Source organism: Pseudomonas nunensis (assembly GCF_024296925.1).
In the GTDB taxonomy this organism is placed as follows: Bacteria; Pseudomonadota; Gammaproteobacteria; order Pseudomonadales; family Pseudomonadaceae; genus Aquipseudomonas; species Aquipseudomonas nunensis.
Window position 1 is genome coordinate 4,512,092 of the sequence record NZ_CP101125.1, and the last position, 21,199, is coordinate 4,533,290.

Here is a 21,199-nt window from a genome sequence, read left to right on the forward strand (position 1 = left end):
CTGCTGTACTCAGCCAGGGACAACAACAATAACGCCCTCGAAGAACGACCATGAAAAGAGCCGCCGTGCGTGCTGCCGTGCACCGTTTCATCAGCCGCTTGCTGGAACGTCAGGATGACTTCGACGACAACGCCAGCCTGGCGCAGTTGGGCCTGGATAAAGAAGATATCGAGGAATTGATCTTCCATCTGGAAGATGAGTTGGGATTGACGGCATTTACGGCGGAGGAAGACCGGATGCTCAAGGACGCCAGGACGGCGGAGGATTTGAGTCGGTTTTTAGTGAGGATTGGGCGACATTGAATTAGCACAGTCCTCGTAGCAGCTGCCGAGCCTGCGAGGCTGCGTTCGGCGACGAAGTCGTCGTGAGATCAGGCGGTGCGGTGTGTCAGGGAAATAATGCATACAGGTTTTACGACTGCTTCGCAGCCCAACGCTGCCTCGCGGTGCTCGACAGCTGCTACAGGCAGCGCTCGGCAGTTGCGACACGCATTGCTCGGCAGTTGCGACACGCGTTGCTCGGCAGACTTTACCGGCGGCGCTGCTGGCGTCGGCGCTGTTCGTCGTCAGTGCGAATAGGCACAGGTTGCAGAGGCGGTTCGATCAAACCGAGTGCGACACCCAGGTCGTGCAGCCAGTTTTGGATTTTCTCTTTCATGGTGCCCCCTTCAGGGTAGTGCCGAGTGGCCGGAATTCTGTAGCCACTTCGCACTGATAATAGTCCGAAGTCCTACGCAATGCTCGCCCAAGATCGCAATGATCTGTTACTGAATTGATCAAAATAGCTGACCAATAGTTCAAGCCGTCGCCAACACCTGGCTCGGCACTGTCGGATAGACCTGTTGTTGCTGCTCAAGCCAGGCATTCAGATTCGCCCCGACCATGCCTTTGCGCCACATCAGCCACGTGGTCGCGCTGGCAAACGGCTCGGCCAACGGGTGCACCGCCACACTTTCGCGGCCCGGCAGACTGGCGAGCATCGACTCCGACATCAGCGCCACGCCAGAGCCAGCGACCACGCAGGCGAGCATTCCCGGATAAGACTCGATCTCTATCGCCCGCCCCATCGCCGCGTGGTAATGGGCGAACCAGGCTTCCAGGCGCATCCGGTACGAACAGCCTTGGCGAAAGGTGAACACCGAGCGCCCTTGCACATCCATCGCGCTGTGGATCGGCGGGTGATCGGCCTCGCTGATCAGCACCAGCCGTTCGTCGCAAAACGGCACGCCATCGAGGCCCGCCAGTTCCAGCGGACCGTCCACCAGCGCCGCATCGAGCCGCCCGGTGAGCAAACCTTCGAGCAATTCGCCGCTGGGACCGGACTGCACTTGCAGGTTCACCGCCGGATAAGTGCGGTGATAACGCGCCAACAGCCCCGGAAGGTGGATGGCGGCCGTGCTGTACATGGTGCCGAGCACGAAGTCACCGGCCGGTTGCCCGCCCTGCACCGCCGCACTGGCTTCGTCGTGCAGGGCAAACAGCTTGGCGGTGTAGTCCAGCAGGACTTTTCCTGCAGGTGATAACTGCAAGCGCTGACGTTCACGCAGGAAAAGTTCGACGCCCAGTTGCTCTTCCAGTTGTTTAAGCCGGGTCGACAGGTTCGACGGCACCCGGTGCAGACGTTCAGCAGCGCGGGTGATGGAACCTTCCTGCGCGACTGCCTGGAAAATCCGCAATTGGCTGAACTCCACGACCTTCTCCAAATCAGAACAAGTTACTAACTATTATTCATTTTAAAAGAAAGTCAATCAGTCCTAGCCTGACGGTCATTGATCCATTGCAGGAATTCAGACCATGTCCCCTCTGATTCGCTTAACCGCCAGCTTCATCGCCTTGATGATGGCCATGGGCATCGGGCGTTTCGCCCTGACGCCGCAACTGCCGCACTTGCTCAGCGAAGGTCAGATCGACCTGACCGCCGCCGGTCTGATTGCGGCGGCCAACTACCTCGGCTACTTCGTCGGCGCGGTGGACGCGATGTTCGCTCGCCGCCATCACCACATTCGACTGCGGCTACTGGGTGGTCTGTGGCTGTGCGTGCTGCTGACCCTGGCATCGTTCTGGGCCAACGGCTTTTGGTCCCATCTGCTGCTGCGTTTCGGCACCGGCGTCGCCAGCGCCTGGGTGTTGGTGATGATCACCGCGCTGAGCCAACCATTGGCTGCGGCGGCTGGTCGCCCACGGTTGGGCGCCCTGGTATTTGCCGGACCGGGTTTGGGGATTTTTCTGACGGGGTTGTTGGCCTTGGGCTCACACCTGTTGGGACAAACTTCCGCAACCTTGTGGCTGGTGTATGCCGCCGTCGCGTTGGTGATGTTGCTGGGGATTCTGCCGTTCCTGCCGCAACCGACCACCGCAGTCGTTGCACCGACCGTTAATACCTCAGGCAACCAGGGCATCGGTCGCTTAGGGCTGATCTACGGTTTATACGGCTTGGGCTACATCATCCCGGCCACGTTCCTCTCGCAGATGGCCAACGCGCAGTTCCACGGGCAATGGATGGCGGATCTGTTCTGGCCGTGCTTCGGCCTCGCGGCAGCGATTGGTGTGGTGTTGGTGAGTTTGCGTCGGCACAACCCGAACGCCACGCGGCATTGGCTGATGGCGACGTTGTGGCTGCAAGCCGCCGGGGTCTTCGCCTGCTTGCTGGGCAGCGGCCCGGGGCTGGCGCTTGGCGTCATCCTCTGCGGCACGCCGTTCCTGGCCTGTATGCAATTGGTGATGCAACGCTCCCGGGAACTGGCGCCCCACGCCACCCAACGCAACGCCGGATTGCTGACCGCGTGCTTTGCCGTGGGACAACTCGCCGGGCCGTTGCTGGCCGCAACCAGCAGCCATTTCAGCGGTGGTTTGCAACCCGCGCTGATAGTCGCCGGCAGCGGCTTGCTGATCGCCGGCGGTTTGCTGCTGGGCTCACTCAGTGCTGGCCGAGGGCTCTGCGCAAACGACGGCGCACCCACTGTTCAGCGCTGACAAAAGTGATGCCGAGCAGCACCAGCACCGCGCCGATCACGAAGTTGAGGCTCAGGTCTTCACCCAACAACACCACGCCGAACGTGACGCCGAACAACGGCGTCATGAACGAAAACACCGCCAGGTTCGCCGCCAGATAGCGGCGCAACAGCCAGAACCAGGTCAGGTAACTGAAAAACGACACCACCAAACCCTGGAACAACACGCTGGCCACTGCCACGGTGGTCAGGCTGACGTGGGTGACTTGGCCGCTGAGGACCGCGATCAGCAACAGGCCGACAAAACCGACGATCAATTGATAGAACAACGTCAGGGTCACCGGAGCTTCCGACAGGCGTGAGGCGCGCACCACCACCGTGGTCGCGCCCCACGAGGCGCCGGCCAGCACGCCCAACGCATCGCCCATCAACATCCGATGATCGAGGTTGTCCCAAGACACGCCACCGGCAAACGCGACGGCGATCCCGACAAACGCGAGAAAAATCCCCAGCCATTGCACCGGTCTCAAACGCTCGCTCGGCAACAACCAATGAACGCCCAACGCGGTGAAGATTGGCGCGGTGTAGAGGAATACCGACATGTGCGCGGCGGTGGTCAGTTGCAGGCCTTCGGAAATGAAGAAGAACTCCAGGCCAAACAGCGCACCGGCCAGTAGTCCACCGCGCCAAGTATGGCTGACCTGATCCCAACCACCCTTCCAGCAGATGAGAAGTCCTACAAGCAAAGCAGAAATGCCCGAGCGCCCGGCGGCTTGCATGACTGGCGCGATATCGGGCGCAGCCCATTTGATCATCACCTGCTGCACGCCCCAGATCAGGCACAGCCCGAGCATCACTTGCAGGGCAAACCCATCGGCGCTACGCCGGGTGGCGCTCACCGGAACACCTCGAAAATACAATCCATGGCAGTGACTCGACAGTAAAAAGCAAAGCCCCGGCGTGCTTGTTTAAAAAGCATCGCCGGGGCGAAAAATTATGCTGTCGATTATTAACCAGATGGCCAGAAAATGCCGCCTGCCAGAGACCTTTAAATTCCCGGTTGCGTCATCAGCGTCGTCGGTTGCTGGGCCTGTTCACGCTTGGCCAGGATGAAGAACAATGCGCCGCCGAGGAAGCACCCCGTAAACCAGGCAAAGTTGGCCATCGGTTGCAGCACTGGCGTGAAGGTGATCGCCACGCCCATCAGCGTTGCAGGAATCAGCGCCTTGACCGCCGTCCAGTTGACTCCGCCGCTGTAGTAATACTTACCGTCCGGCCCGTCATTGAATAGCGCATCTACATCAATCTGCTGCTTTTTGATCAGGTAGTAATCCACCAGCAGAATGCCGAACAACGGACCGATAAACGCCGCGAGTACATCGAGTGTGTAATGGATCACTTCGGGGTTGTTAAACAGGTTCCACGGCGTGATGAAGATCGACGCCACGGCGGCAATCATGCCTCCGGCACGCCAGCTGATTTTGCTCGGGGCGACGTTGGCGAAGTCGAACGCCGGGGACACGAAGTTGGCGACGATGTTGATGCCGATGGTCGCCGTAACGAAGGCGAAAGCACCGAGCAGCACCGCCACGCTGTTATCGATGCGCGCCACGGTGGCGATCGGGTCGTGGAGCATTTCACCGAACACCGGCAAGGTGCCGGAGACGATCACCACCGTGACCAGGGAGAAGGCCAGAAAATTTACCGGCAAGCCCCAGAAATTGCCCCGGCGCACGTCAGCCATGCTGCGACAGTAGCGACTGAAATCGCCGAAATTCAGGGTCGGCCCGGAAAAGTACGACACCACCAGCGCCGTTGCGACGATCACTTGTCCGAAAGCTTCCCAGCCAGAGAGGGATTTTTCCGCGAGGGTGAAGCTGATATTGCTCCAGCCGGCCTGCCACACGATCCAGCCGGCGAGCACGAACATCACGCCATACACCACGGGACCGGCCCAATCGATGAAACGGCGGATCGACTCCATGCCAGTCCAGAACACCAGCGCCTGGACGAACCACAGACTAAGAAAACCGAACCAGCCCAAGTAGGACAAACCGGCGAAATGCGGTTCGGCGTAGGCCGCCATCGTAGGAAAAAACCGCAGCACCACGATGATCAGCGCACTGGACGCCAGGTACGTCTGAATCCCGTACCAAGCAACTGCGATAAGGCCGCGAATGACCGCAGGAATATTCGCTCCGAATACGCCGAACGCCAATCGGCAGATCACCGGGTAAGGCACCGCCGCTTGCTGGCTCGGCTTGGCCACCAGATTGGCGATCAACTGCACGATGCAGATCCCGCCGAGCAAAGCGATCAACACCTGCCAACTTGCCAGCCCGAGAGCGAACAGACTGGCGGCAAACACGTAACCGCCGACGCTGTGCACGTCGCTCATCCAGAAAGCGAAAATGTTGTACCAATTCCATTTTTGCGGCAGCGGCCCCAAGTCCTGGTTATACAGGCGGGGGCTATAGCCGTTGGGCACTTGCTCGGTCATCGCGGGCTCCTCGTTAGAACCGGAGCGCCGCACTGCGTACGGGTCCCGGCATCGTTTGTATACGAGTTGCTACGCAGAATGCGTGCCATGCGGGTGAAAGGTGTGACAGTTCAGGCTTTCAGGCTTGAACAGACCTAAGCGAGAACATCATTAAGGAAGGGATATTGCCCACGAACAGGGCATCTGCGCCTGCAAATAGTGCAGGCTTATCTGTATACAACTGGGATATGGGACTGCTGCGCAGTCAATCGCGAGCAAGCTCGCTCCCACAGGGGACTCGCGTGAAATGAAGATTTTCAGCCAAACATAAAACCACTGTGGGAGCGAGCTTGCTCGCGATGGCATTCGCCCAAGCAACGAAAATTACCGCTTGGTCCCAGCCACTCTGTTCGCCACAAAAAAGCCAACCGAACAAGCCACACAAGTCGCAAAAGCCCCCCACGCCATATCCATCACCGCCAACTGCGCCGACCACCCATTCAGCGTCGCCCAGTTACTCAGGTCATAAGTGCCATAAGCCACCAACCCCAACAACGCGCCCAGGCGTGCGGCCCGTTGCCAGCTCTGCGCCGGCAACACCACAAACACCACACAACCGAAGACATAAAGGAGATAAAACACCGCTGCCGGGGCCAGCAGCGGTTGGTCGAGCATCAGCGAGCCGAGCAGCGCGCGGTAGGTTGGCGCCATCAGCACGCCGAGCCAGAGGCCGTCGAGCACAAGAAACGCCAGCAAGGTGCCGACGTAAGCCAGGAGAGCCTTTTTCATCGCAGTCCAACCCCATGTCATCGATTTACATGGGGCCGGCGCGAGGTCAGCTTAGTTCAATGCGATCCGCATGAATGACGATCTGGCCGTTCTTGTACAACGCGCCGATGGCCTTCTTGAAGTTGCCTTTGCTGACGCCGAACATGCTGCTGATCAGGGTCGGATCGCTCTTGTCGCTGATCGGCAGAGTGCCGTTGTTGTCGCGCAACTTGGCGAGGATCTTCGAGTTCAGGCTGGTGGCCGCTTCTTCGCCGACTGGTTGCAGGCTCAGGCTGATCTTGCCGTCGGTACGGACTTCTTTGATAAAGCCCTTCTCTTCCTTACCGGCGCGCATGAACTTGAAAATCTCGTTCTTGTGGATCAAACCCCAATGCTTGTTGTTGATGATTGCCTTGAAGCCCATATCGGTCGCTTCGGCCACCAGCAGATCAACTTCCTGGCCCGGGGTGTAGTTGGCCGGGGTCTTGTCCAGGTAACGGTCCAGGCGCGCGGTCGCGGTGATGCGGCGGGTGTGCTTGTCGAGGTAGACGTGCACCACTACATACTCGCCGGCAGTCATCTGGCGTTTTTCTTCGGAGTACGGCAGCAACAGGTCCTTCGGCAGACCCCAATCCAGGAACACGCCGATGCTGTTGACTTCAACGACTTTCAAACTGGCGAATTCACCGACCTGAACTTTCGGCGTTTCGGTAGTTGCGATGAGTTTGTCATCGCTGTCCAGATAAACAAAAACGTTGAGCCAATCTTCATCTTCGCTGGGAATATCTTTAGGGATATAACGATTAGGCAGAAGGATTTCACCGTCCGCGCCACCGTCAAGATATAAACCGAAGTTAGTGTGTTTAACCACTTGCAAACTGTTGTAACGCCCGACTAAAGCCATTTCCAATACCCTCATTGCGTGGGCGGCATTCTACCCGGTTTTGCGGGCCGCGTTCGCCGGCCGGCCCGGTGGCGCGAGAAATTCCTCTGGAAGCCTTAATTTTCCTGGGCTCGTGGACGGGCCTGAGGCCGCTCGTCTGACGGATCCTGCGCCGTCGTCCAGTCCCAGCCGAGACGAATGCGCTTTTTGACAGCCTGTCTTCTTATTTAAAACAGCAGCTTAGCCGGACAATTCGCACAATAACTTGTGAATAATCGAGTGATGCCCTTGGTTATTTCAGGGGGATATTTACCAAGCAATTGTCAAGTATTTCCTGTACGATGCCTGGCCAAGTTAATTTTCTACAGGTTAATGGCCGCCATGCGTGTAAAAGCATCCAATAGCAAAGCAAAGCCAGCTCCAGCCGTTGAAACCAGCGAATCTATCAACAACCAGATTGCTGCTTTCCTCAAGTCCGGTGGCGAGATCCAGCAAATTGCCAAAGGCGTCAGCGGCCAGACATTCGGCCCGTCGAAGCAAATCACGCTCGGCAAAAAGTAACACCCTGCTTTAACTGGTCCGTAAGCGCTTTGAGCTTCGAAGCGCTTGGACTGGAACCTGCGCAACACCCCGCAAAATCCAATCAATATTCCAGAAATCGACGAACGGCCCTCAATGCCGAGCATTCGCCGGTATGCTTGCACACGTCTAGATTAAGCGTTTCAGCAGATTCGGTTACTGCTCCTCGCGGTCATGGAGTGACGCATGCTCAAACCCTCCTATCTATTGCTCGGCACCCTCCTCTTGTCGTGCTCGAGTGCCAACGCGCAAATTTTCCAGCGTGAATTGGGTGACTTCGACCTCAAGCTCGGCACCACCCCCAGCCGCAGCATGGCTCAAGGTCTGGTCAAGCCCGCCAGCACCGGCTCGTTCCACGGTGGTCTCGACCTGAGTCATGACAGCGGCTTCTACCTCGGCCAATGGTCGCCGAGCATGGGTTTGAGTCCAGGCAGCAACCTTGAAGTCGATTCCTACATGGGCTTCAAACAACCCTTCGATAAAACCCTCGGCTACGAAGTCGGCATGATCCATTACAGCTATCCGAAAGTGGACACCCTCGACAGCCAGGAGCTGTTCGGTGGCCTGACCTTTCTCGGCAGTCGTTTCGGCGCCGCCTTCAGCAACGACCCGGATAAACAGAACAGCACCGTGTTCGCGGACCTGGGTGGCAATCAGCCGTTCGGCATCGGCATCAGCATGAAATACACCACCCACCAGCTCAACACCCCGGTGTCCGTCGACGGCGGCGCGATCGGCAGTTTCACCGACTGGTCGCTGCAACTGTCCCGAGCGTTCATGGGCGTCGACCTGGACCTGATCTACAGCGACTCCAACCTCAGCGGCAGCGATTGCTCTGCGTACTCCGGGCACAACAGCCAGTGCGACGGGCTGGTCACGCTGAAGGCCGAACGCTCCTTCTATTGATCGGCTTGAACTGCCGGGCTTATCTTGCGTTCACATAGAGACACCTTCAAAGAAGCCAGGCTTCGCAAGGACTCGCCCATGTCGCGCTGGTTTAAACGCATTGCACTCCTCGTCACCATCACCTTGGCCTTCGGCGCTTGCAGCCGCGTGGGATTGGCTTACCGCAATCTCGACGTGATCATCCCGTGGACGCTCAGCGACTACCTGGACATGAACGGCGAGCAAAAAGGCTGGTTCAACGAACGCCTCAAGGAACACCTGAGCTGGCACTGCACCACCCAACTGCCGGGTTACCTGGACTGGCTGGACCGGTTGCAGGCGATGGTCGAGACCAATCAGGTCACCGATGAAGCGCTCAAGGCCCGCACCCAGGAAGCCAAGCAAGCCATCGCCCAGACCGCCAAGGAAATCACCCCGTCGGCCATTGAGTTGCTGCAAGGGCTGAATGACCAGCAAGTGGCGGAGATGAACGACGCCTTCGCCAAGGACCAGCGTAAACGTCAGGAGGATTACCTCAAGCCGTCCCTTGATCAGCAAATCAAGGACCGTGGCGAGCGCATGGACAAACGCCTGAATGACTGGCTCGGCCCGCTCAGCCCCACTCAGCAGCAACGAGTGACAACTTGGTCGAAGGCCTTGGGCGACCAGAATCAACAGTGGATCGCCAACCGCGTGCATTGGCAGAAGCAATTCAGCGCGGCAGTGGCGCAGCGCCAGAGCGCAGAATTCCCACAGCGGATCGAGATGCTTCTGGTCAATCGCGAGAGTTTATGGACACCGGCTTACCGCCAGGCCTACGCCAACACCGAGGATCAGGCCCGAGGGTTGCTCGTGGATTTGATGGCCGAAAGCACGCCGGAGCAACGGCAGCGGTTGTTAAAAAAGATTGATGGGGTGAGGAAGGACTTCAATGATTTGAAGTGCCTGAAAGCAGTGAAGCAAGGCTAAGCCAAACACAAAACCCACTGTGGGAGCGGGCTTGCTCGCGAAGGCGTCATGTCAGTCAACATTAATATCGACTAAGACGACGCCTTCGCGAGCAAGCCCGCTCCCACATTAGTTTTGCAGTGTTCTTCAGGCGATCTGCGCTTTCGACGCGACTTGATCAAACGTCACTTCATCCAGCGCATCCTGCTGCTCATCCAACACCTGCCGAGGATGATCATTGCCCGGAATGCTGCTGTCGATCAGGCTCAATAAACTCGAGCCACGCGGCGTCAAGATGTAGTTCGAACCGCTGCCGCCCTGCTCTTCCGGCCGAGGCTCGATATAACCGCGCTCCAGCAGTAACTTTTCGTACTCGCCGGCCACCGCTTTCAGGTGATCCAGGTTTTCAGTCTGCTCGCCTTCGGAAGCTTTCTCCGCCGCGTACTGCTCGGCATAGGCCCGAGGCGTGTAACTGCCTTCACCGTGCTGCACTTCGTGCAGTAAGCGTTCAATCAAATCCCAGTTATAAGTCGTCATCCTTTCAACCTCCAAGCCAGAGTGTGTGATGGCCTTCATAGGTTGTGACAGGCAGGTTGGGTAGCCGTTCAGCCGGGGTTTTGAACGGCACCGACCGGTGGTATGTCGAATTTCCCACAGACCAAACGACTAGGCTGTGTAAGCCAACTCCCAGCATCGCGCAGGAGAAAACCCATGAACATTCAGAATCATCCCGTCGTCTCGCGAGAAGAATGGCTCGCCGCCCGCAAGCAACACCTGGCCCACGAAAAAGCCTTCACCAAGGAACGCGACAGACTCAGCGCCGAACGCCGCGCCCTGCCTTGGGTGAATATCGACAAGGATTACCGCTTCCAGGGCCCGAATGGCGAATTGAAACTGGCCGATCTGTTCGGCGACAACAGCCAACTGATCATCTATCACTTCATGTTCGCCAAAGGCTGGGACGCAGGCTGCACCGGCTGCTCGTTCCTGTCCGATCATATCGACGGCGCCAATCTGCATCTGGCTCACCATGACGTGGCGGTGGTGGCGGTTTCCCACGCTCCATTCGCCGAATTCCAGGCCTTCAAGCGGCGCATGGGCTGGAAATTCGACTGGGTGTCGTCGGAAGGTTGCGATTTCAACTACGACTTTGGCGTCTCCGCCCGCGCCGAAGATGTCGCGGCGGGAACCGCGACCTACAACTACGAAAAAAACCCCTGGACCGAAGAAGAACTCCCCGGCCTCAGTGTGTTTTATCGCAACGCAGCCGGCGATATCTTCCACACCTATTCCAGCTATGAACGGGGCCTGGACCTGCTGGTCGGCGCCTACAATTACCTCGACCTGACGCCCAAGGGGCGCAATGAAGAGGAAATCATGGAGTGGGTGAAGCACCACGACCAATACGACGACAAGGGGTCGTCCAGTTGCTGTCATGGGGGGTAGTTCCGGGGAGTCCGGGGCGCGGCAGCCATTCGCGAGCAGGCTCGCTCCCACATTGGGATGCACTCTCCTGTGGGAGCGGGCTTGCTCGCAAAAGCGGTGTGTCAAACAACATCGATGGTGACTGACACGACGCCTTCGCGAGCAAGCCCGCTCCCACACTAGGATCAAGAATCCGGTGGCATTGGCTTCTTCACAAAATCCACAAACGCTCGCAACGCCGGGGCGATCTGTCGCTGACTCGGGTAGTACAGGTAAAAACCGGGAAAGGCCGGCGTCCACTCTGGCAACAGATGCACCAGCCGCCCGGACGTGATGTGCTCGCGAACCTGATGCTCAAACAGGTACGCAATCCCCGCCCCTTCAAGCGCCACGCGGGTGAGCATTTCCGGCTCGGTAACCACCAGCGGACCATTCACCGAAATCGCCAGCCGTTCACCGGCACGCTCAAACTCCCAGCGATACAGACTGCCGTCCGTGGGCCAGCGGTAGGACAGGCATTGATGCTCGCTCAAATCATGCGGCGTGTGTGGCGTACCGAACTGCTCGATGTACGCCGGTGAAGCCACGACCATCATTTCCAGATGCCCGCTCAGCTCCACGGCGATCATGTCCTGATCGAGGCTTTCACCGAGTCGGATCCCGACATCAAAACCACCCGCGACCATGTCCACCAAACGCTCATCAGTCACGATGTCGAGACTCACGCCGGGATAAGTGTTCAGGAACGGACCAATCAAAGGCGCCAGATAATGAATCGCCGCAATCCGTGGCGCATTGATGCGCAGTCGACCACTGGGCGGCGTGCCCGGTGTTTGCGTGACCCCGGCCAACGCCGCGTCGACCTCGTTGAGCGCCGGTTGCAAGCGCAACAACAACCGCGCGCCGGCATCGCTGGGCGAGACGCTGCGAGTGGTGCGGTTGAGCAGACGCACGTCCAGCCGTTCTTCCAGCTGGCGGATGGTCTGGCTCAGCGCGGAGGCCGACATGCCCAGATGAGCCGCCGCCCGCACGAAACTGCCATGCTCGACCACTGCGACAAAGGCCCTTAGCTGGGCGTATTCACTGCCTCGCATTATGTATGGTTTCCTTAATAAGTCGGACCGATACTAACGCATTATTAAAGCAATGCCCCTTCGTGATTTTCAACCCACATACCGCCAGGGGCTCGACAGGCTGAACTTTTGACGCGATTGAACCCTCAACCGGGTAACCCGCCTTAACCGGAACTGAGGCCTGTCCTATGAAAACCCTGATGAAGCTGACCCTCGCCGCTGCTCTAGTCTGTGCCCTGCCTGCGTGGGCGTGTACCCCCGAAGAAGCCACCGCCAAGCGCGAGCAACTGGCCAAGGAAGTAACCAGGCTCACGCAACAGAATCCGCAGAAGGCCAAGGAAATAAACGACGAACTGCAGAAGATGGATCTGGGCACAGCCAGCGCGGATCTGCCGGATAAATGTCAGTTGATTGATCAGCGGTTGAAGGAACTGGATACGGCGGATAAGAAAGCCGAAGGTTAAAAAGCTAGATCAAAAGATCGCAGCCTTCGGCAGGTCCTACGCGCCTGTGGGCGCCGCCGAAGGCTGCGATCTTTTGATCTTTATTTTGCACAAACGCATTAATTATTTGCATAAACGCATATCCACACCTAAGGTTACCTCGAGCCCGGATCGGAGCGGCCATCAAACATGGCAAAACGCATACGCCGATCGCTCGGCAACACCGCTACACCCCACTAGCTGGACGCTAGTTTTCATTCATGGAGGATTGAAAAATGTTAACCACTGAAGCAACACGATTCACCGGCGAAACACTGCCAAGGTGCCTGGCAAATCATCTGCTCGACCCGCATCTGGTCGAGGTCGAATCGGCTGCACCACTCAGCGCACTCGCCGCTGGCAGCCTCAATTTCACGATGCAGCCACAAACCCAGACCAACTGGTGCTGGGCGGCGGCCTCCGCCTCGGTCGGCAACTATTACGGCACCGGGTCCTGGACCCAATGCGGTGTGGCCAGCGCTGCGCTGGACCGTAACTGCTGCAATCAGGCGGGGCCGTGCAACGTGTACGGCTATCTGGATAACGCCCTGCGGATCACCCGCAGTTTCAACGGGATGAATCAGGGTTCGCTGCAAATGTCGGCGATTCAGAACCAGATCAACATGGGCCGCCCGGTCTGTCTGCGTTGCGCCTGGTACGGCGGCGGTGCGCACTTCCTGGCGATCTATGGCACCAACGGCAACTACGTGCTGGTCGCGGATTCGATCTACGGCTATTCGACCCGCGCGTTGAATTCGTTCCCCGGCTCGTACAACGGCGGCGGCAACTGGACCAACACTTACTTCACCGTGAAAAACTAGGAGGGCGACATCATGCAACTGACTTATCCAAAGGCGCCTTCCAACGGCGTGCAAACCTTGCGTCCGGCGCTGCAAGCGGCACTGCAAACCCAGGGTTTTGGCATCAACCGGCAGTTCGCCAACGCCACCCCGAGCAAGATCAGCCTCAGCGAGGCCTATCGCGGTTACTCGCTCAGCCTGGATGACTTGAGCCAGGGCAAAGGCCTGAAGGCCGCTAAGGTTGGAGACTGGCATTACCTGGTGTTTGCCGATGGCGTGACGATTGCCGATGCGCAATTGGCCGATGTGCGCGGGCATGTCGAGTTTTCCTCGCTGAACCACGGGGCCATGGCGGCCGCCACGGTCGGTGCGTTGAAACTGGCGGAACAGTCGCCGCAACTGCAGGGTAAAACCGTTGAACTGCGGGTGCTGTTTGTCTCGGCCATTCACTTGGTCGCGATCTGGCTGCACGCCGACACTGAAGACGTGCTGATCCCGATCGAGCCGACGCCCAAGGAATTGGCGCTCACTCAGCTATACAGCGAAGCCACCCTGCTCGCCTTGCTGAAGCCGGCGGCTGATCAGGCCAAGCAACGCTTTGATGCGGACACCAGTGGGCTGTTGGGGAGCTGACAAACGCTGGACATAAAAAACCCGGACATTGTCCGGGTTTTTTATTGGGTGATTCAGGTGCAACACTGAACCTGTGGCGAGGGAGCTTGCTCCCGCTGGAGTGCGCAGCAGTCCCTTTTTTGGGGTCGCTTCGCGACCCAGCGGGAGCAAGCTCCCTCGCCACAATTAGTGTTCGCCGTACTTTCCCTGGCCAACTGACAACGCTTTATTCAGCAGCCGGCGCTTCCGGCTTGCGGCGCTTGAGCGGCGCCATGCCGTCCTTGCTGACCAGCGACAGGGCGTCGGTCTTCGGGCGGTTGGCGATTTTGCGCTTGGTCGGTGCCTTGGCCCCGGTTTTCTTCTTGTCGCCTTTGGCGTCGACTTTTTTCTTCTTCACGCCAACGGCTTTCCCCGAGGCCTTGACCTTTTTCGGTCCGCCGTAGGTGCCTTTGACTTCCTTGATGGTGCGGCGCTCGAAGCTCTGCTTGAGGTAGCGCTCGACGCTCGACATCAGGTTCCAGTCGCCGTGGCAGATCAGCGAGATGGCCAGGCCATCGTTGCCGGCACGCCCGGTACGACCGATGCGGTGAACATATTCGTCGCCGCTGCGCGGCATGTCGAAGTTGATCACCAGGTCCAGGCCTTCCACGTCAAGACCGCGAGCGGCAACGTCGGTAGCAACCAGGATTTTCACGCCGCCCTGCTTCAGACGGTCGATCGCCAGTTTACGATCCTTCTGGTCCTTGTCACCGTGCAGCACGAACGCTTTGTATTCCTGCGCCACCAGGCGGCCGTAGATACGGTCGGCCATGGCCCGGGTGTTGGTGAACACGATGGCCTTCTGGTAGGTCTCGTTGGCCAGCAGCCAGTTCACGATCTGTTCTTTGTGCTGGTTGTGGTCAGCGGTAATGATCTGCTGACGGGTGGTCGCGTTCAGGTCGCTGACGTTGTTGAGCTGCAAGTGCTCAGGATTGTTCAGGACTTTGGCGACCATCTCGCGCAGGCCCGAACCACCGGTGGTGGCGGAGAACAGCATGGTCTGCTGGCGGTTGGTGCACTCTTCCACCAGACGCTGCACGTCTTCGGCAAAACCCATGTCGAGCATGCGGTCGGCTTCGTCGAGCACCAGCACTTCGACTTCTTTCAAGTCGAGGTTGCCGGCGTTCAGTTGCTCGATCATCCGGCCCGGCGTACCGATCAGGATGTCCGGCACTTTGCGCAGCATAGCGGCCTGGACCTTGAAGTCTTCACCGCCGGTGATCAGGCCGGACTTGATGAACGTGAACTGGGCGAAGCGCTCGACTTCCTTGATGGTCTGCTGGGCCAACTCGCGGGTTGGCAGCAGGATCAGGGTCTTGATGCTGACGCGGACTTTGGCCGGGCCGATCAGACGGTTGAGGATCGGCAAAACGAACGCAGCGGTTTTACCGCTGCCGGTTTGCGCAGTCACCCGCAGGTCACGCCCTTGGAGCGCCAGCGGAATAGCCGCTGCTTGCACTGGCGTTGGCTCGACAAATTTAAGCTCGGCCACGGCTTTGAGCAGGCGTTCGTGCAGGGCGAATTGGGAAAACACGGGTGCTACCTCGAAGAAATACAAAAAAACAGCTGCATAGGGTAACGGTTTCGAGCGCGAAGGCCGAGTTTCTTTATGCAAACGACAGTAAACAGTGGCTTTTTTGTTGCCTGATTTGTCTCCAAACGTCATCCGCAGCGTCTTAAATGCTCTAATCGCCCCGACGCAACCTACAGAAGAATCGTTTTCGCCCATGGATATCAAACAGCTCTGGCTCAATGCCCAAGACCTTTGGGGCGCCCTCGACCAACATCCGCTCCTGCATTCCAGCCTGGCGCTGATCCTGCTATTAGTCGTGGCGCTGGTCCTCGGACGAGTGGCGCGCTACTTGATTCTGCACGCCACCAAGATGCTCGGCCGCCAACCAGCGCTGCACTGGGTCAACGACCTGCGGCACAACAAGGTCTTCCACCGGCTGGCGCAAATGACGCCGTCGCTGGTGATCCAGTTTGGCCTGTACCTGGTGCCGGAACTGAGCAAGACCAGCCGGATCTTCCTCGGCAACGTGGCCCTGTCGTTCACCATTCTGTTCCTGCTGCTGGCGGCCAGCGCCCTGCTCAGTGCCCTGCTGGACATCTACGCCCGCACCGAACACGCCCGCACGCGCTCGATCAAAGGCTACGTACAGCTGACGAAAATGGTCTTGTACGTGCTCGGCGCGATCATCATCGTCGCCACGTTGATCGACCGTTCGCCGTTGTTGCTGCTCTCGGGTCTGGGCGCGATGTCGGCAGTGATTCTGTTGGTCTACAAGGACACCCTGCTGTCGTTCGTCGCCAGCGTGCAACTGACCAGCAACGACATGCTGCGGGTCGGCGACTGGATCGAAATGCCACAAGTCGGTGCCGACGGTGACGTGGTCGACATCACCCTGCACACGGTCAAAGTGCAGAATTTCGACAAGACCATTGTGTCGATCCCGACCTGGCGCCTGATGTCCGAATCATTCAAGAACTGGCGCGGCATGCAACAATCCGGTGGACGTCGGATCAAGCGCAGCCTGTTTATCGACGCCAGCGGCGTGCGGTTTGTGCGCGATGACGAAGAATCGAAACTGGCCCAGGTGCACTTGCTGACCGACTACATCAGCCGCAAACAAGCCGAACTCAAAGCCTGGAACGAAGCCCAGGGTAACGTCGCGGCAATGTCGGCCAACCGCCGGCGCATGACCAACATCGGCACCTTCCGCGCCTATGCGCTGGCGTATCTGAAGAGCCACCCGGAGATCCAGCCGAACATGACCTGCATGGTCCGCCAGATGCAGACCACCGCCCAGGGCATCCCGCTGGAAATCTACTGCTTCACCCGCACCACCGCATGGGCGGATTACGAGCGGATCCAGGGGGATATTTTTGACTATTTACTGGCGGTGCTGCCGGAGTTTGGCTTGAGCCTGTATCAGCAGCCGAGTGGCGGGGATTTGCGCGCTGGGTTGCTGCCGGCGGTGTTGGGCGCGAGCCATATTCCCGAGCCCGAAAAACACGTCATGTAACCCCACATCTCCCCTGTAGGAGCGAGGCTTGCCCGCGAAGGCGGTGTGCCAGTCAGCATTGATGTCAGCTGACACTCCGCCTTCGCGGGCAAGCCTCGCTCCTACGAAGAGCGGATGGCGGTGGGCCTGATGCCCAACCGACTAATCCACACCGCCATCAAAATCACCGCCCCACCGAGAAACAGGCGCCCCAGTTCTTCATGCTGATTCCAGATCAGCAAATTGATCAGCAACCCCACCGGCACATGCAGGTTGTTCATCACCGCCAGCGTGCCGCCATTCACCAGGCATGCGCCTTTGTTCCACCAGTACAACCCCAGCGCCGTCGAGACCAGGCCGAGGAATACCAGCACGCCCCACTGCAGCGGCGCTTCGGGCAGGAAGTTCTGTTTGCCGAACAGCAGAAACGCCGGTAATGCGATCGCCAGTGCGCCGAGGTAGAAGTAGCCGAAACGCCGATAGTGCGGCAGATCACTTGGGTGCCGCGCCACCAGATGCTTATAAAGCACTTGCCCCGCGGCGTAGGTGAAGTTGGCCAGTTGCAGCAACAGGAAGCCCATGAAGAAGTCCGGGTTGATCCGGTCGTAGCGAATCACTGCCGCGCCCGCCACCGCCACCAAAGCGGCCACCAACGCCCACGGATTGAAACGCCGGTTCAACGCATCCTCGATCAGCGTGACGTGCAGCGGTGTGAGGATGGTGAACAGCAAGACTTCCGGCACCGTCAGCACCCGGAAGCTCAGGTACAGGCAGACGTAGGTCACGCCGAACTGCAACGCGCCGATCAGCAACATGCCGCGCATGAATGCGGGCTCCACCGAACGCCAGCGCGTGAGCGGAATAAACACCAGTCCCGCCAGCAGTACGCGCACCAGCACCGCGAAGTAACTGTCGACATGCCCGGCCAGGTATTCGCCGATCAAACTGAAGGAAAACGCCTGGATCAGCGTGACAAAAAGTAGATAGCCCATGCTCGCCTCGTTTTGAATGGCGGCGACGATAGCGGGTTTTGCTCTTCGCTGCGAATCATCAGATAACACACAAATCCCCTGTGGGAGCGGGCTTGCTCGCGAAGAGGCCGTGTCAGTCGACATCTCTGCTGGATGACACACCGCTTTCGCGAGCAAGCCCGCTCCCACAGGGATGGGTGTTCGGGCAGTAAATCGCAGGCAAAAAAAAGCCCGATCTCGCTAATGCGTTCAATCGGGCTACAGCACTCAGGAGCAACAAGTGCAAAGGGAGGTTCGATGCGCATGCAAACTTGAAGGGTTGCGCCAGGTCACTTGAACATCAAGGGATTATCTGGCGATTAAAGCCTCAAGCCACTTGGGAAAGCTTGGCGTTGGCCTGGTTCAGGCCCTTCTCCTGGAAGTCACCGCCCAGGTTCATGCCTTCGGCGTGGATGAAGGTCACGTCGTGGATGCCGATGAAGGCCATCACCTGGCGCAGGTACGGTTCCTGATGATCCGCCGGGCCACCGGCGTAGATCCCGCCGCGAGCGGTCAGCACGTAGGCACGCTTGCCGCTGAGCAGGCCTTGCGGGCCGGTATCGGTGTACTTGAAGGTCACGCCGGCACGCAGCACATGGTCGAGCCAGGCCTTGAGGGTGCTCGGGATCGCGAAGTTGTACATCGGCGCGGCCATGACCAGTACATCGGCGGCGAGCAATTCATCGGTCAATTGGTTGGAGCGGTCCAGGGAAGCCTGTTCGATGTCGTTGCGTTGTTCGGCAGGTTTCATCCAGCCGCCCAGCAAGTTGATGTCCAGGTGCGGCACCGGGTTGACGGCGAGGTCACGGACGGTGATCTGGTCGGCCGGGTGTGCGGTTTTCCATTGGCTGATGAAGGTCTGGGTCAGCTGACGGGATACCGAGTCTTGCTGACGGGCGCTGCTTTCGATGATCAGAACGCGGGACATGAGATGTAGCCTCCATCTGAGAATGCTGTAAGTCGATGGAGTGGAGATTAAACAGAGTTATATCGATGAAAAAGCGCAAATAACTGCTATAAAGCATCGATAAATTCGTTTATAAGCTGAGCGATCGCTGTATTTGTGGGAGCGGGCTTGCTCGCGAAAGCGGTGTGTCATTCAACATTTGTGTCGACTGGCATACCGCTTTCGCGAGCAAGCCCGCTCCCACAGGTTTATTTAGGCGAGCAGCTCAAGTTGATACGCATCTTGATAATGGTACGGGTGAATTTGGCCGTGGCGTTTTTGTGTTTGCCGGCGGGCACTTCGATGGTGCGTGTACGCGGCGATTCCGGACCATTGTTGAATACCACCTTGCAGACCGCATCCGTGGCGCCGTAGTTGTTCACCTGAATAGACGCGATGTCGTTATCCGTGTCGTAGGCGTTGTAGTCGATGCTCAGGCCATTGAGCTGTTTTTGAACATCGATCGGATAGGCAAACGCAGTCAGCGGCAGCATCGCCAACACTACACAACAGAATTTTCTCATTCGGCAGTCTCCAATATGGACCGCCAGCTTAGGACAAGAGGAGCTCATCATGAAAGCGCCCCGCGTGACCCTTGATCAATGGCGAACGTTGCAGGCCGTGGTCGACCACGGCGGTTTCGCCCAGGCCGCCGAAGCGCTGCATCGCTCGCAATCGTCGGTCAGCTACACCGTGGCCCGCATGCAGGACCAGCTCGGCGTGCCGTTATTGCGCATCGATGGTCGCAAAGCGGTGCTGACCGAGGCCGGCGGCGTGTTGCTGCGCCGCTCGCGGCAACTGGTCAAACAGGCCAGCCAACTGGAAGACCTGGCCCACCACATGGAACAAGGCTGGGAGGCGGAGGTGCGGTTGGTGGTCGATGCCGCCTACCCAAGCGCCCGCCTCGTGCGCGCCTTGACCGCGTTCATGCCGCAAAGCCGTGGCTGCCGGGTGCGGCTGCGCGAAGAAGTGTTGTCGGGTGTCGAAGAGGTCCTGCTTGAAGGTGTAGCCGACCTGGCCATCACCGGTTTCAGCATTCCCGGCTACCTTGGCGCGGAATTGAGCGACGTCGAATTTGTCGCCGTCGCCCACCCCGATCACGCGCTGCACCGCATGAACCGCGAACTGAATTTCCAGGACCTGGAAACCCAGATGCAAGTGGTGATCCGCGACTCCGGCCGCCAGCAGCCACGGGACGTCGGCTGGCTCGGCGCCGAACAGCGCTGGACCGTCGGCAGCCTGGCCACCGCCGCGACATTCGTCAGCAGCGGCCTGGGTTTCGCCTGGTTGCCCCGGCACATGATCGAACGGGAATTGAAGGAAGGTACGCTCAAGCTGCTACCGTTGGACCAGGGTGGCAGTCGCAACCCGAGCTTCTATCTGTACTCGAACAAGGACAAACCCTTGGGCCCGGCGACGCAAATCCTCATCGAACTGCTGCGCACCTTCGACACCGCGCCGCTGGATGCGCCCTTTGCCGCCCCAGAACAAGCCTGACACGGAGTAACTGCATGGCCTATTTCGAACATGAAGGTTGCAACCTGCACTATGAGGAATATGGCCACGGCGCTCCCTTGCTGCTGGTCCACGGGCTGGGTTCCAGCACCCTGGACTGGGAAATGCAGATCCCGGCGTTATCCGCCCGCTACCGGGTGATCGTGCCGGACGTACGCGGTCACGGCCGCTCGGACAAACCCCGCGAGCGCTACAGCATCGCCGGGTTCAGCGCCGACCTGATCGCCTTGATGGAACACCTGAACCTGGGCCCGACCCATTACGTGGGCCTGTCCATGGGCGGCATGATCGGTTTTCAACTGGCCACCGATCAGCCGCAATTGCTCAAGAGTTTGTGCATCATCAACAGCGCGCCCGAGGTCAAGTTGCGCAGCCGCGACGACTACTGGCAGTGGTTCAAGCGCTGGAGCCTGATGCGTGTGCTCAGCCTCGGCACAATCGGCAAGGCCCTGGGCGCCAAGCTGTTCCCCAAACCGGAACAGGCTGATTTGCGACAAAAAATGGCCGAGCGCTGGGCAAAAAACGACAAACATGCTTATCTCGCCAGCTTCGATGCCATCGTTGGCTGGGGTGTTCAGGAACGACTTTCCAAGGTCACCTGTCCAACCCTCATCATCAGCGCCGACCGTGACTACACACCGGTCGCACTGAAAGAAACCTATGTAAAACTGCTGCCCGATGCGCGGCTGGTGGTGATCGCCGATTCGCGCCACGCCACCCCGCTGGATCAACCCGAACGCTTTAACCAAACCCTGCTCGAGTTTCTCACCGCAGTCGACACCACTACTCAGGATCACTGA

24 protein-coding genes are annotated in these 21,199 nt (G+C 58.8%); 12 read left to right on the forward strand and 12 right to left on the reverse strand.

What is annotated here, in order from left to right; all coding sequences use genetic code 11:
* Positions 1-50: 50 nt before the first annotated feature.
* The gene (locus NK667_RS19705; protein ID WP_054049151.1) at positions 51-302 is read left to right on the forward strand and encodes a phosphopantetheine-containing protein; all 252 of its coding nucleotides are present in this window, start codon (positions 51-53) and stop codon (positions 300-302) included.
* A gap of 226 nt (positions 303-528) precedes the next feature.
* Here the strand turns inward: NK667_RS19705 and NK667_RS32590 are convergent, their stop codons facing one another.
* Complete coding sequence (locus NK667_RS32590) at positions 529-657, reverse strand: PA1414 family protein (RefSeq protein WP_007914492.1); 129 nt, start codon at positions 655-657, stop codon at positions 529-531.
* Positions 658-796: 139 nt separating this feature from the next.
* Positions 797-1,690: a putrescine utilization regulator PtrR gene (gene ptrR, locus NK667_RS19710; RefSeq protein ID WP_054049149.1), complete on the reverse strand. Its 894-nt coding sequence runs from the start codon at positions 1,688-1,690 to the stop codon at positions 797-799.
* Between the two features lie 103 nt (positions 1,691-1,793).
* On the opposite strand from ptrR, the gene NK667_RS19715 reads away from it, so the two are divergent.
* Positions 1,794-2,972 (forward strand): MFS transporter, encoded by a 1,179-nt coding sequence (locus NK667_RS19715; protein WP_054615796.1) that lies wholly within the window; start codon positions 1,794-1,796, stop codon positions 2,970-2,972.
* On the opposite strand, the gene NK667_RS19720 is transcribed toward NK667_RS19715, so the two are convergent.
* The 4 genes from NK667_RS19720 to NK667_RS19735 all read right to left on the reverse strand — a co-directional run bounded on the left by NK667_RS19720 (position 2,917) and on the right by NK667_RS19735 (position 7,101).
* On the reverse strand, positions 2,917-3,849 hold the full coding sequence (locus NK667_RS19720) for a DMT family transporter (RefSeq protein WP_054615797.1): 933 nt from the start codon (positions 3,847-3,849) through the stop codon (positions 2,917-2,919). The two genes, NK667_RS19715 and NK667_RS19720, sit on opposite strands and share 56 nt — an antisense overlap.
* 149 nt (positions 3,850-3,998) lie before the next feature.
* Positions 3,999-5,450, reverse strand: a complete 1,452-nt coding sequence (locus tag NK667_RS19725) for an NCS1 family nucleobase:cation symporter-1 (protein WP_054615798.1) — start codon at positions 5,448-5,450, stop codon at positions 3,999-4,001.
* A gap of 363 nt (positions 5,451-5,813) precedes the next feature.
* The gene (locus NK667_RS19730) at positions 5,814-6,218 is read right to left on the reverse strand and encodes a DUF2177 family protein (RefSeq protein ID WP_054615799.1); all 405 of its coding nucleotides are present in this window, start codon (positions 6,216-6,218) and stop codon (positions 5,814-5,816) included.
* A gap of 46 nt (positions 6,219-6,264) precedes the next feature.
* Positions 6,265-7,101, reverse strand: coding sequence for a CvfB family protein (locus NK667_RS19735; protein ID WP_054049140.1), 837 nt, complete (start codon positions 7,099-7,101; stop codon positions 6,265-6,267).
* 351 nt (positions 7,102-7,452) lie between these two features.
* On the opposite strand from NK667_RS19735, the gene NK667_RS19740 reads away from it, so the two are divergent.
* The 3 genes from NK667_RS19740 to NK667_RS19750 all read left to right on the forward strand — a co-directional run bounded on the left by NK667_RS19740 (position 7,453) and on the right by NK667_RS19750 (position 9,513).
* On the forward strand, positions 7,453-7,641 hold the full coding sequence (locus NK667_RS19740; protein ID WP_017337097.1) for a hypothetical protein: 189 nt from the start codon (positions 7,453-7,455) through the stop codon (positions 7,639-7,641).
* Between the two features lie 204 nt (positions 7,642-7,845).
* Complete coding sequence (locus NK667_RS19745; RefSeq protein WP_054615800.1) at positions 7,846-8,565, forward strand: TorF family putative porin; 720 nt, start codon at positions 7,846-7,848, stop codon at positions 8,563-8,565.
* Positions 8,566-8,643: 78 nt separating this feature from the next.
* Positions 8,644-9,513 carry a DUF6279 family lipoprotein gene (locus NK667_RS19750; protein ID WP_054615801.1) on the forward strand — a complete coding sequence of 290 codons (870 nt, stop codon included), beginning with the start codon at positions 8,644-8,646 and terminating at the stop codon, positions 9,511-9,513.
* Positions 9,514-9,639: 126 nt separating this feature from the next.
* Here NK667_RS19750 and NK667_RS19755 read toward each other — a convergent pair whose 3' ends face one another.
* Positions 9,640-10,029 carry a hypothetical protein gene (locus tag NK667_RS19755; protein ID WP_054049134.1) on the reverse strand — a complete coding sequence of 130 codons (390 nt, stop codon included), beginning with the start codon at positions 10,027-10,029 and terminating at the stop codon, positions 9,640-9,642.
* A 174-nt stretch (positions 10,030-10,203) separates the two neighbouring features.
* Between NK667_RS19755 and NK667_RS19760 the strand changes: the two genes are divergently transcribed.
* A complete protein-coding gene (locus NK667_RS19760) occupies positions 10,204-10,938 on the forward strand; it encodes a DUF899 domain-containing protein (protein WP_054615802.1) in 735 nt (244 codons plus the stop codon).
* A 164-nt stretch (positions 10,939-11,102) separates the two neighbouring features.
* Here NK667_RS19760 and NK667_RS19765 read toward each other — a convergent pair whose 3' ends face one another.
* A complete protein-coding gene (locus NK667_RS19765) occupies positions 11,103-12,011 on the reverse strand; it encodes a LysR family transcriptional regulator (RefSeq protein ID WP_054615803.1) in 909 nt (302 codons plus the stop codon).
* Positions 12,012-12,178: 167 nt separating this feature from the next.
* Between NK667_RS19765 and NK667_RS19770 the strand changes: the two genes are divergently transcribed.
* From NK667_RS19770 to NK667_RS19780, 3 genes are all read left to right on the forward strand, one after another.
* Complete coding sequence (locus tag NK667_RS19770) at positions 12,179-12,454, forward strand: hypothetical protein (RefSeq protein ID WP_054049128.1); 276 nt, start codon at positions 12,179-12,181, stop codon at positions 12,452-12,454.
* Positions 12,455-12,708: 254 nt separating this feature from the next.
* The gene (locus NK667_RS19775; RefSeq protein ID WP_054615804.1) at positions 12,709-13,293 is read left to right on the forward strand and encodes a papain-like cysteine protease family protein; all 585 of its coding nucleotides are present in this window, start codon (positions 12,709-12,711) and stop codon (positions 13,291-13,293) included.
* A gap of 12 nt (positions 13,294-13,305) precedes the next feature.
* A complete protein-coding gene (locus tag NK667_RS19780) occupies positions 13,306-13,905 on the forward strand; it encodes a hypothetical protein (RefSeq protein ID WP_054615805.1) in 600 nt (199 codons plus the stop codon).
* 205 nt (positions 13,906-14,110) lie between these two features.
* Here the strand turns inward: NK667_RS19780 and NK667_RS19785 are convergent, their stop codons facing one another.
* Positions 14,111-15,457, reverse strand: a complete 1,347-nt coding sequence (locus tag NK667_RS19785; RefSeq protein ID WP_008153197.1) for a DEAD/DEAH box helicase — start codon at positions 15,455-15,457, stop codon at positions 14,111-14,113.
* Positions 15,458-15,650: 193 nt separating this feature from the next.
* Between NK667_RS19785 and NK667_RS19790 the strand changes: the two genes are divergently transcribed.
* Entirely contained in the window at positions 15,651-16,949 is a 1,299-nt protein-coding gene (locus NK667_RS19790; RefSeq protein WP_054049120.1) for a mechanosensitive ion channel family protein, read from the forward strand.
* 101 nt (positions 16,950-17,050) lie between these two features.
* Here NK667_RS19790 and NK667_RS19795 read toward each other — a convergent pair whose 3' ends face one another.
* The 3 genes from NK667_RS19795 to NK667_RS19810 form a co-directional block, all read right to left on the reverse strand.
* Positions 17,051-17,920, reverse strand: a complete 870-nt coding sequence (locus tag NK667_RS19795; protein WP_054615806.1) for a carboxylate/amino acid/amine transporter — start codon at positions 17,918-17,920, stop codon at positions 17,051-17,053.
* A gap of 346 nt (positions 17,921-18,266) precedes the next feature.
* The gene (locus tag NK667_RS19800; RefSeq protein ID WP_054049113.1) at positions 18,267-18,866 is read right to left on the reverse strand and encodes an FMN-dependent NADH-azoreductase; all 600 of its coding nucleotides are present in this window, start codon (positions 18,864-18,866) and stop codon (positions 18,267-18,269) included.
* A 227-nt stretch (positions 18,867-19,093) separates the two neighbouring features.
* Positions 19,094-19,408, reverse strand: a complete 315-nt coding sequence (locus tag NK667_RS19810; protein WP_054049111.1) for a hypothetical protein — start codon at positions 19,406-19,408, stop codon at positions 19,094-19,096.
* A gap of 49 nt (positions 19,409-19,457) precedes the next feature.
* On the opposite strand from NK667_RS19810, the gene NK667_RS19815 reads away from it, so the two are divergent.
* Positions 19,458-20,381: a PA3225 family LysR-type transcriptional regulator gene (locus NK667_RS19815; protein ID WP_054049109.1), complete on the forward strand. Its 924-nt coding sequence runs from the start codon at positions 19,458-19,460 to the stop codon at positions 20,379-20,381.
* Between the two features lie 14 nt (positions 20,382-20,395).
* Positions 20,396-21,199 carry an alpha/beta fold hydrolase gene (locus tag NK667_RS19820; protein ID WP_054615807.1) on the forward strand — a complete coding sequence of 268 codons (804 nt, stop codon included), beginning with the start codon at positions 20,396-20,398 and terminating at the stop codon, positions 21,197-21,199.

Excerpts from the sequence above, each read along its gene's own strand:
- NK667_RS19755 (WP_054049134.1), bottom strand. The coding sequence starts at position 10,029 with ATGACGACTTATAACTGGGATTTGATTGAACGCTTACTGCACGAAGTG.
- NK667_RS19705 (WP_054049151.1), top strand. The coding sequence starts at position 51 with ATGAAAAGAGCCGCCGTGCGTGCTGCCGTGCACCGTTTCATCAGCCGC.
- NK667_RS19770 (WP_054049128.1), top strand. The coding sequence starts at position 12,179 with ATGAAAACCCTGATGAAGCTGACCCTCGCCGCTGCTCTAGTCTGTGCC.
- NK667_RS19815 (WP_054049109.1), top strand. The coding sequence starts at position 19,458 with ATGAAAGCGCCCCGCGTGACCCTTGATCAATGGCGAACGTTGCAGGCC.
- NK667_RS19715 (WP_054615796.1), top strand. The coding sequence starts at position 1,794 with ATGTCCCCTCTGATTCGCTTAACCGCCAGCTTCATCGCCTTGATGATG.
- NK667_RS19740 (WP_017337097.1), top strand. The coding sequence starts at position 7,453 with ATGGCCGCCATGCGTGTAAAAGCATCCAATAGCAAAGCAAAGCCAGCT.
- NK667_RS19760 (WP_054615802.1), top strand. The coding sequence starts at position 10,204 with ATGAACATTCAGAATCATCCCGTCGTCTCGCGAGAAGAATGGCTCGCC.
- NK667_RS19750 (WP_054615801.1), top strand. The coding sequence starts at position 8,644 with ATGTCGCGCTGGTTTAAACGCATTGCACTCCTCGTCACCATCACCTTG.
- NK667_RS19800 (WP_054049113.1), bottom strand. The coding sequence starts at position 18,866 with ATGTCCCGCGTTCTGATCATCGAAAGCAGCGCCCGTCAGCAAGACTCG.
- NK667_RS32590 (WP_007914492.1), bottom strand. The coding sequence starts at position 657 with ATGAAAGAGAAAATCCAAAACTGGCTGCACGACCTGGGTGTCGCACTC.
- NK667_RS19775 (WP_054615804.1), top strand. The coding sequence starts at position 12,709 with ATGTTAACCACTGAAGCAACACGATTCACCGGCGAAACACTGCCAAGG.
- NK667_RS19820 (WP_054615807.1), top strand. The coding sequence starts at position 20,396 with ATGGCCTATTTCGAACATGAAGGTTGCAACCTGCACTATGAGGAATAT.
- NK667_RS19745 (WP_054615800.1), top strand. The coding sequence starts at position 7,846 with ATGCTCAAACCCTCCTATCTATTGCTCGGCACCCTCCTCTTGTCGTGC.
- NK667_RS19725 (WP_054615798.1), bottom strand. The coding sequence starts at position 5,450 with ATGACCGAGCAAGTGCCCAACGGCTATAGCCCCCGCCTGTATAACCAG.
- NK667_RS19790 (WP_054049120.1), top strand. The coding sequence starts at position 15,651 with ATGGATATCAAACAGCTCTGGCTCAATGCCCAAGACCTTTGGGGCGCC.
- NK667_RS19795 (WP_054615806.1), bottom strand. The coding sequence starts at position 17,920 with ATGGGCTATCTACTTTTTGTCACGCTGATCCAGGCGTTTTCCTTCAGT.
- NK667_RS19765 (WP_054615803.1), bottom strand. The coding sequence starts at position 12,011 with ATGCGAGGCAGTGAATACGCCCAGCTAAGGGCCTTTGTCGCAGTGGTC.
- NK667_RS19810 (WP_054049111.1), bottom strand. The coding sequence starts at position 19,408 with ATGAGAAAATTCTGTTGTGTAGTGTTGGCGATGCTGCCGCTGACTGCG.
- NK667_RS19730 (WP_054615799.1), bottom strand. The coding sequence starts at position 6,218 with ATGAAAAAGGCTCTCCTGGCTTACGTCGGCACCTTGCTGGCGTTTCTT.
- NK667_RS19735 (WP_054049140.1), bottom strand. The coding sequence starts at position 7,101 with ATGGCTTTAGTCGGGCGTTACAACAGTTTGCAAGTGGTTAAACACACT.
- NK667_RS19780 (WP_054615805.1), top strand. The coding sequence starts at position 13,306 with ATGCAACTGACTTATCCAAAGGCGCCTTCCAACGGCGTGCAAACCTTG.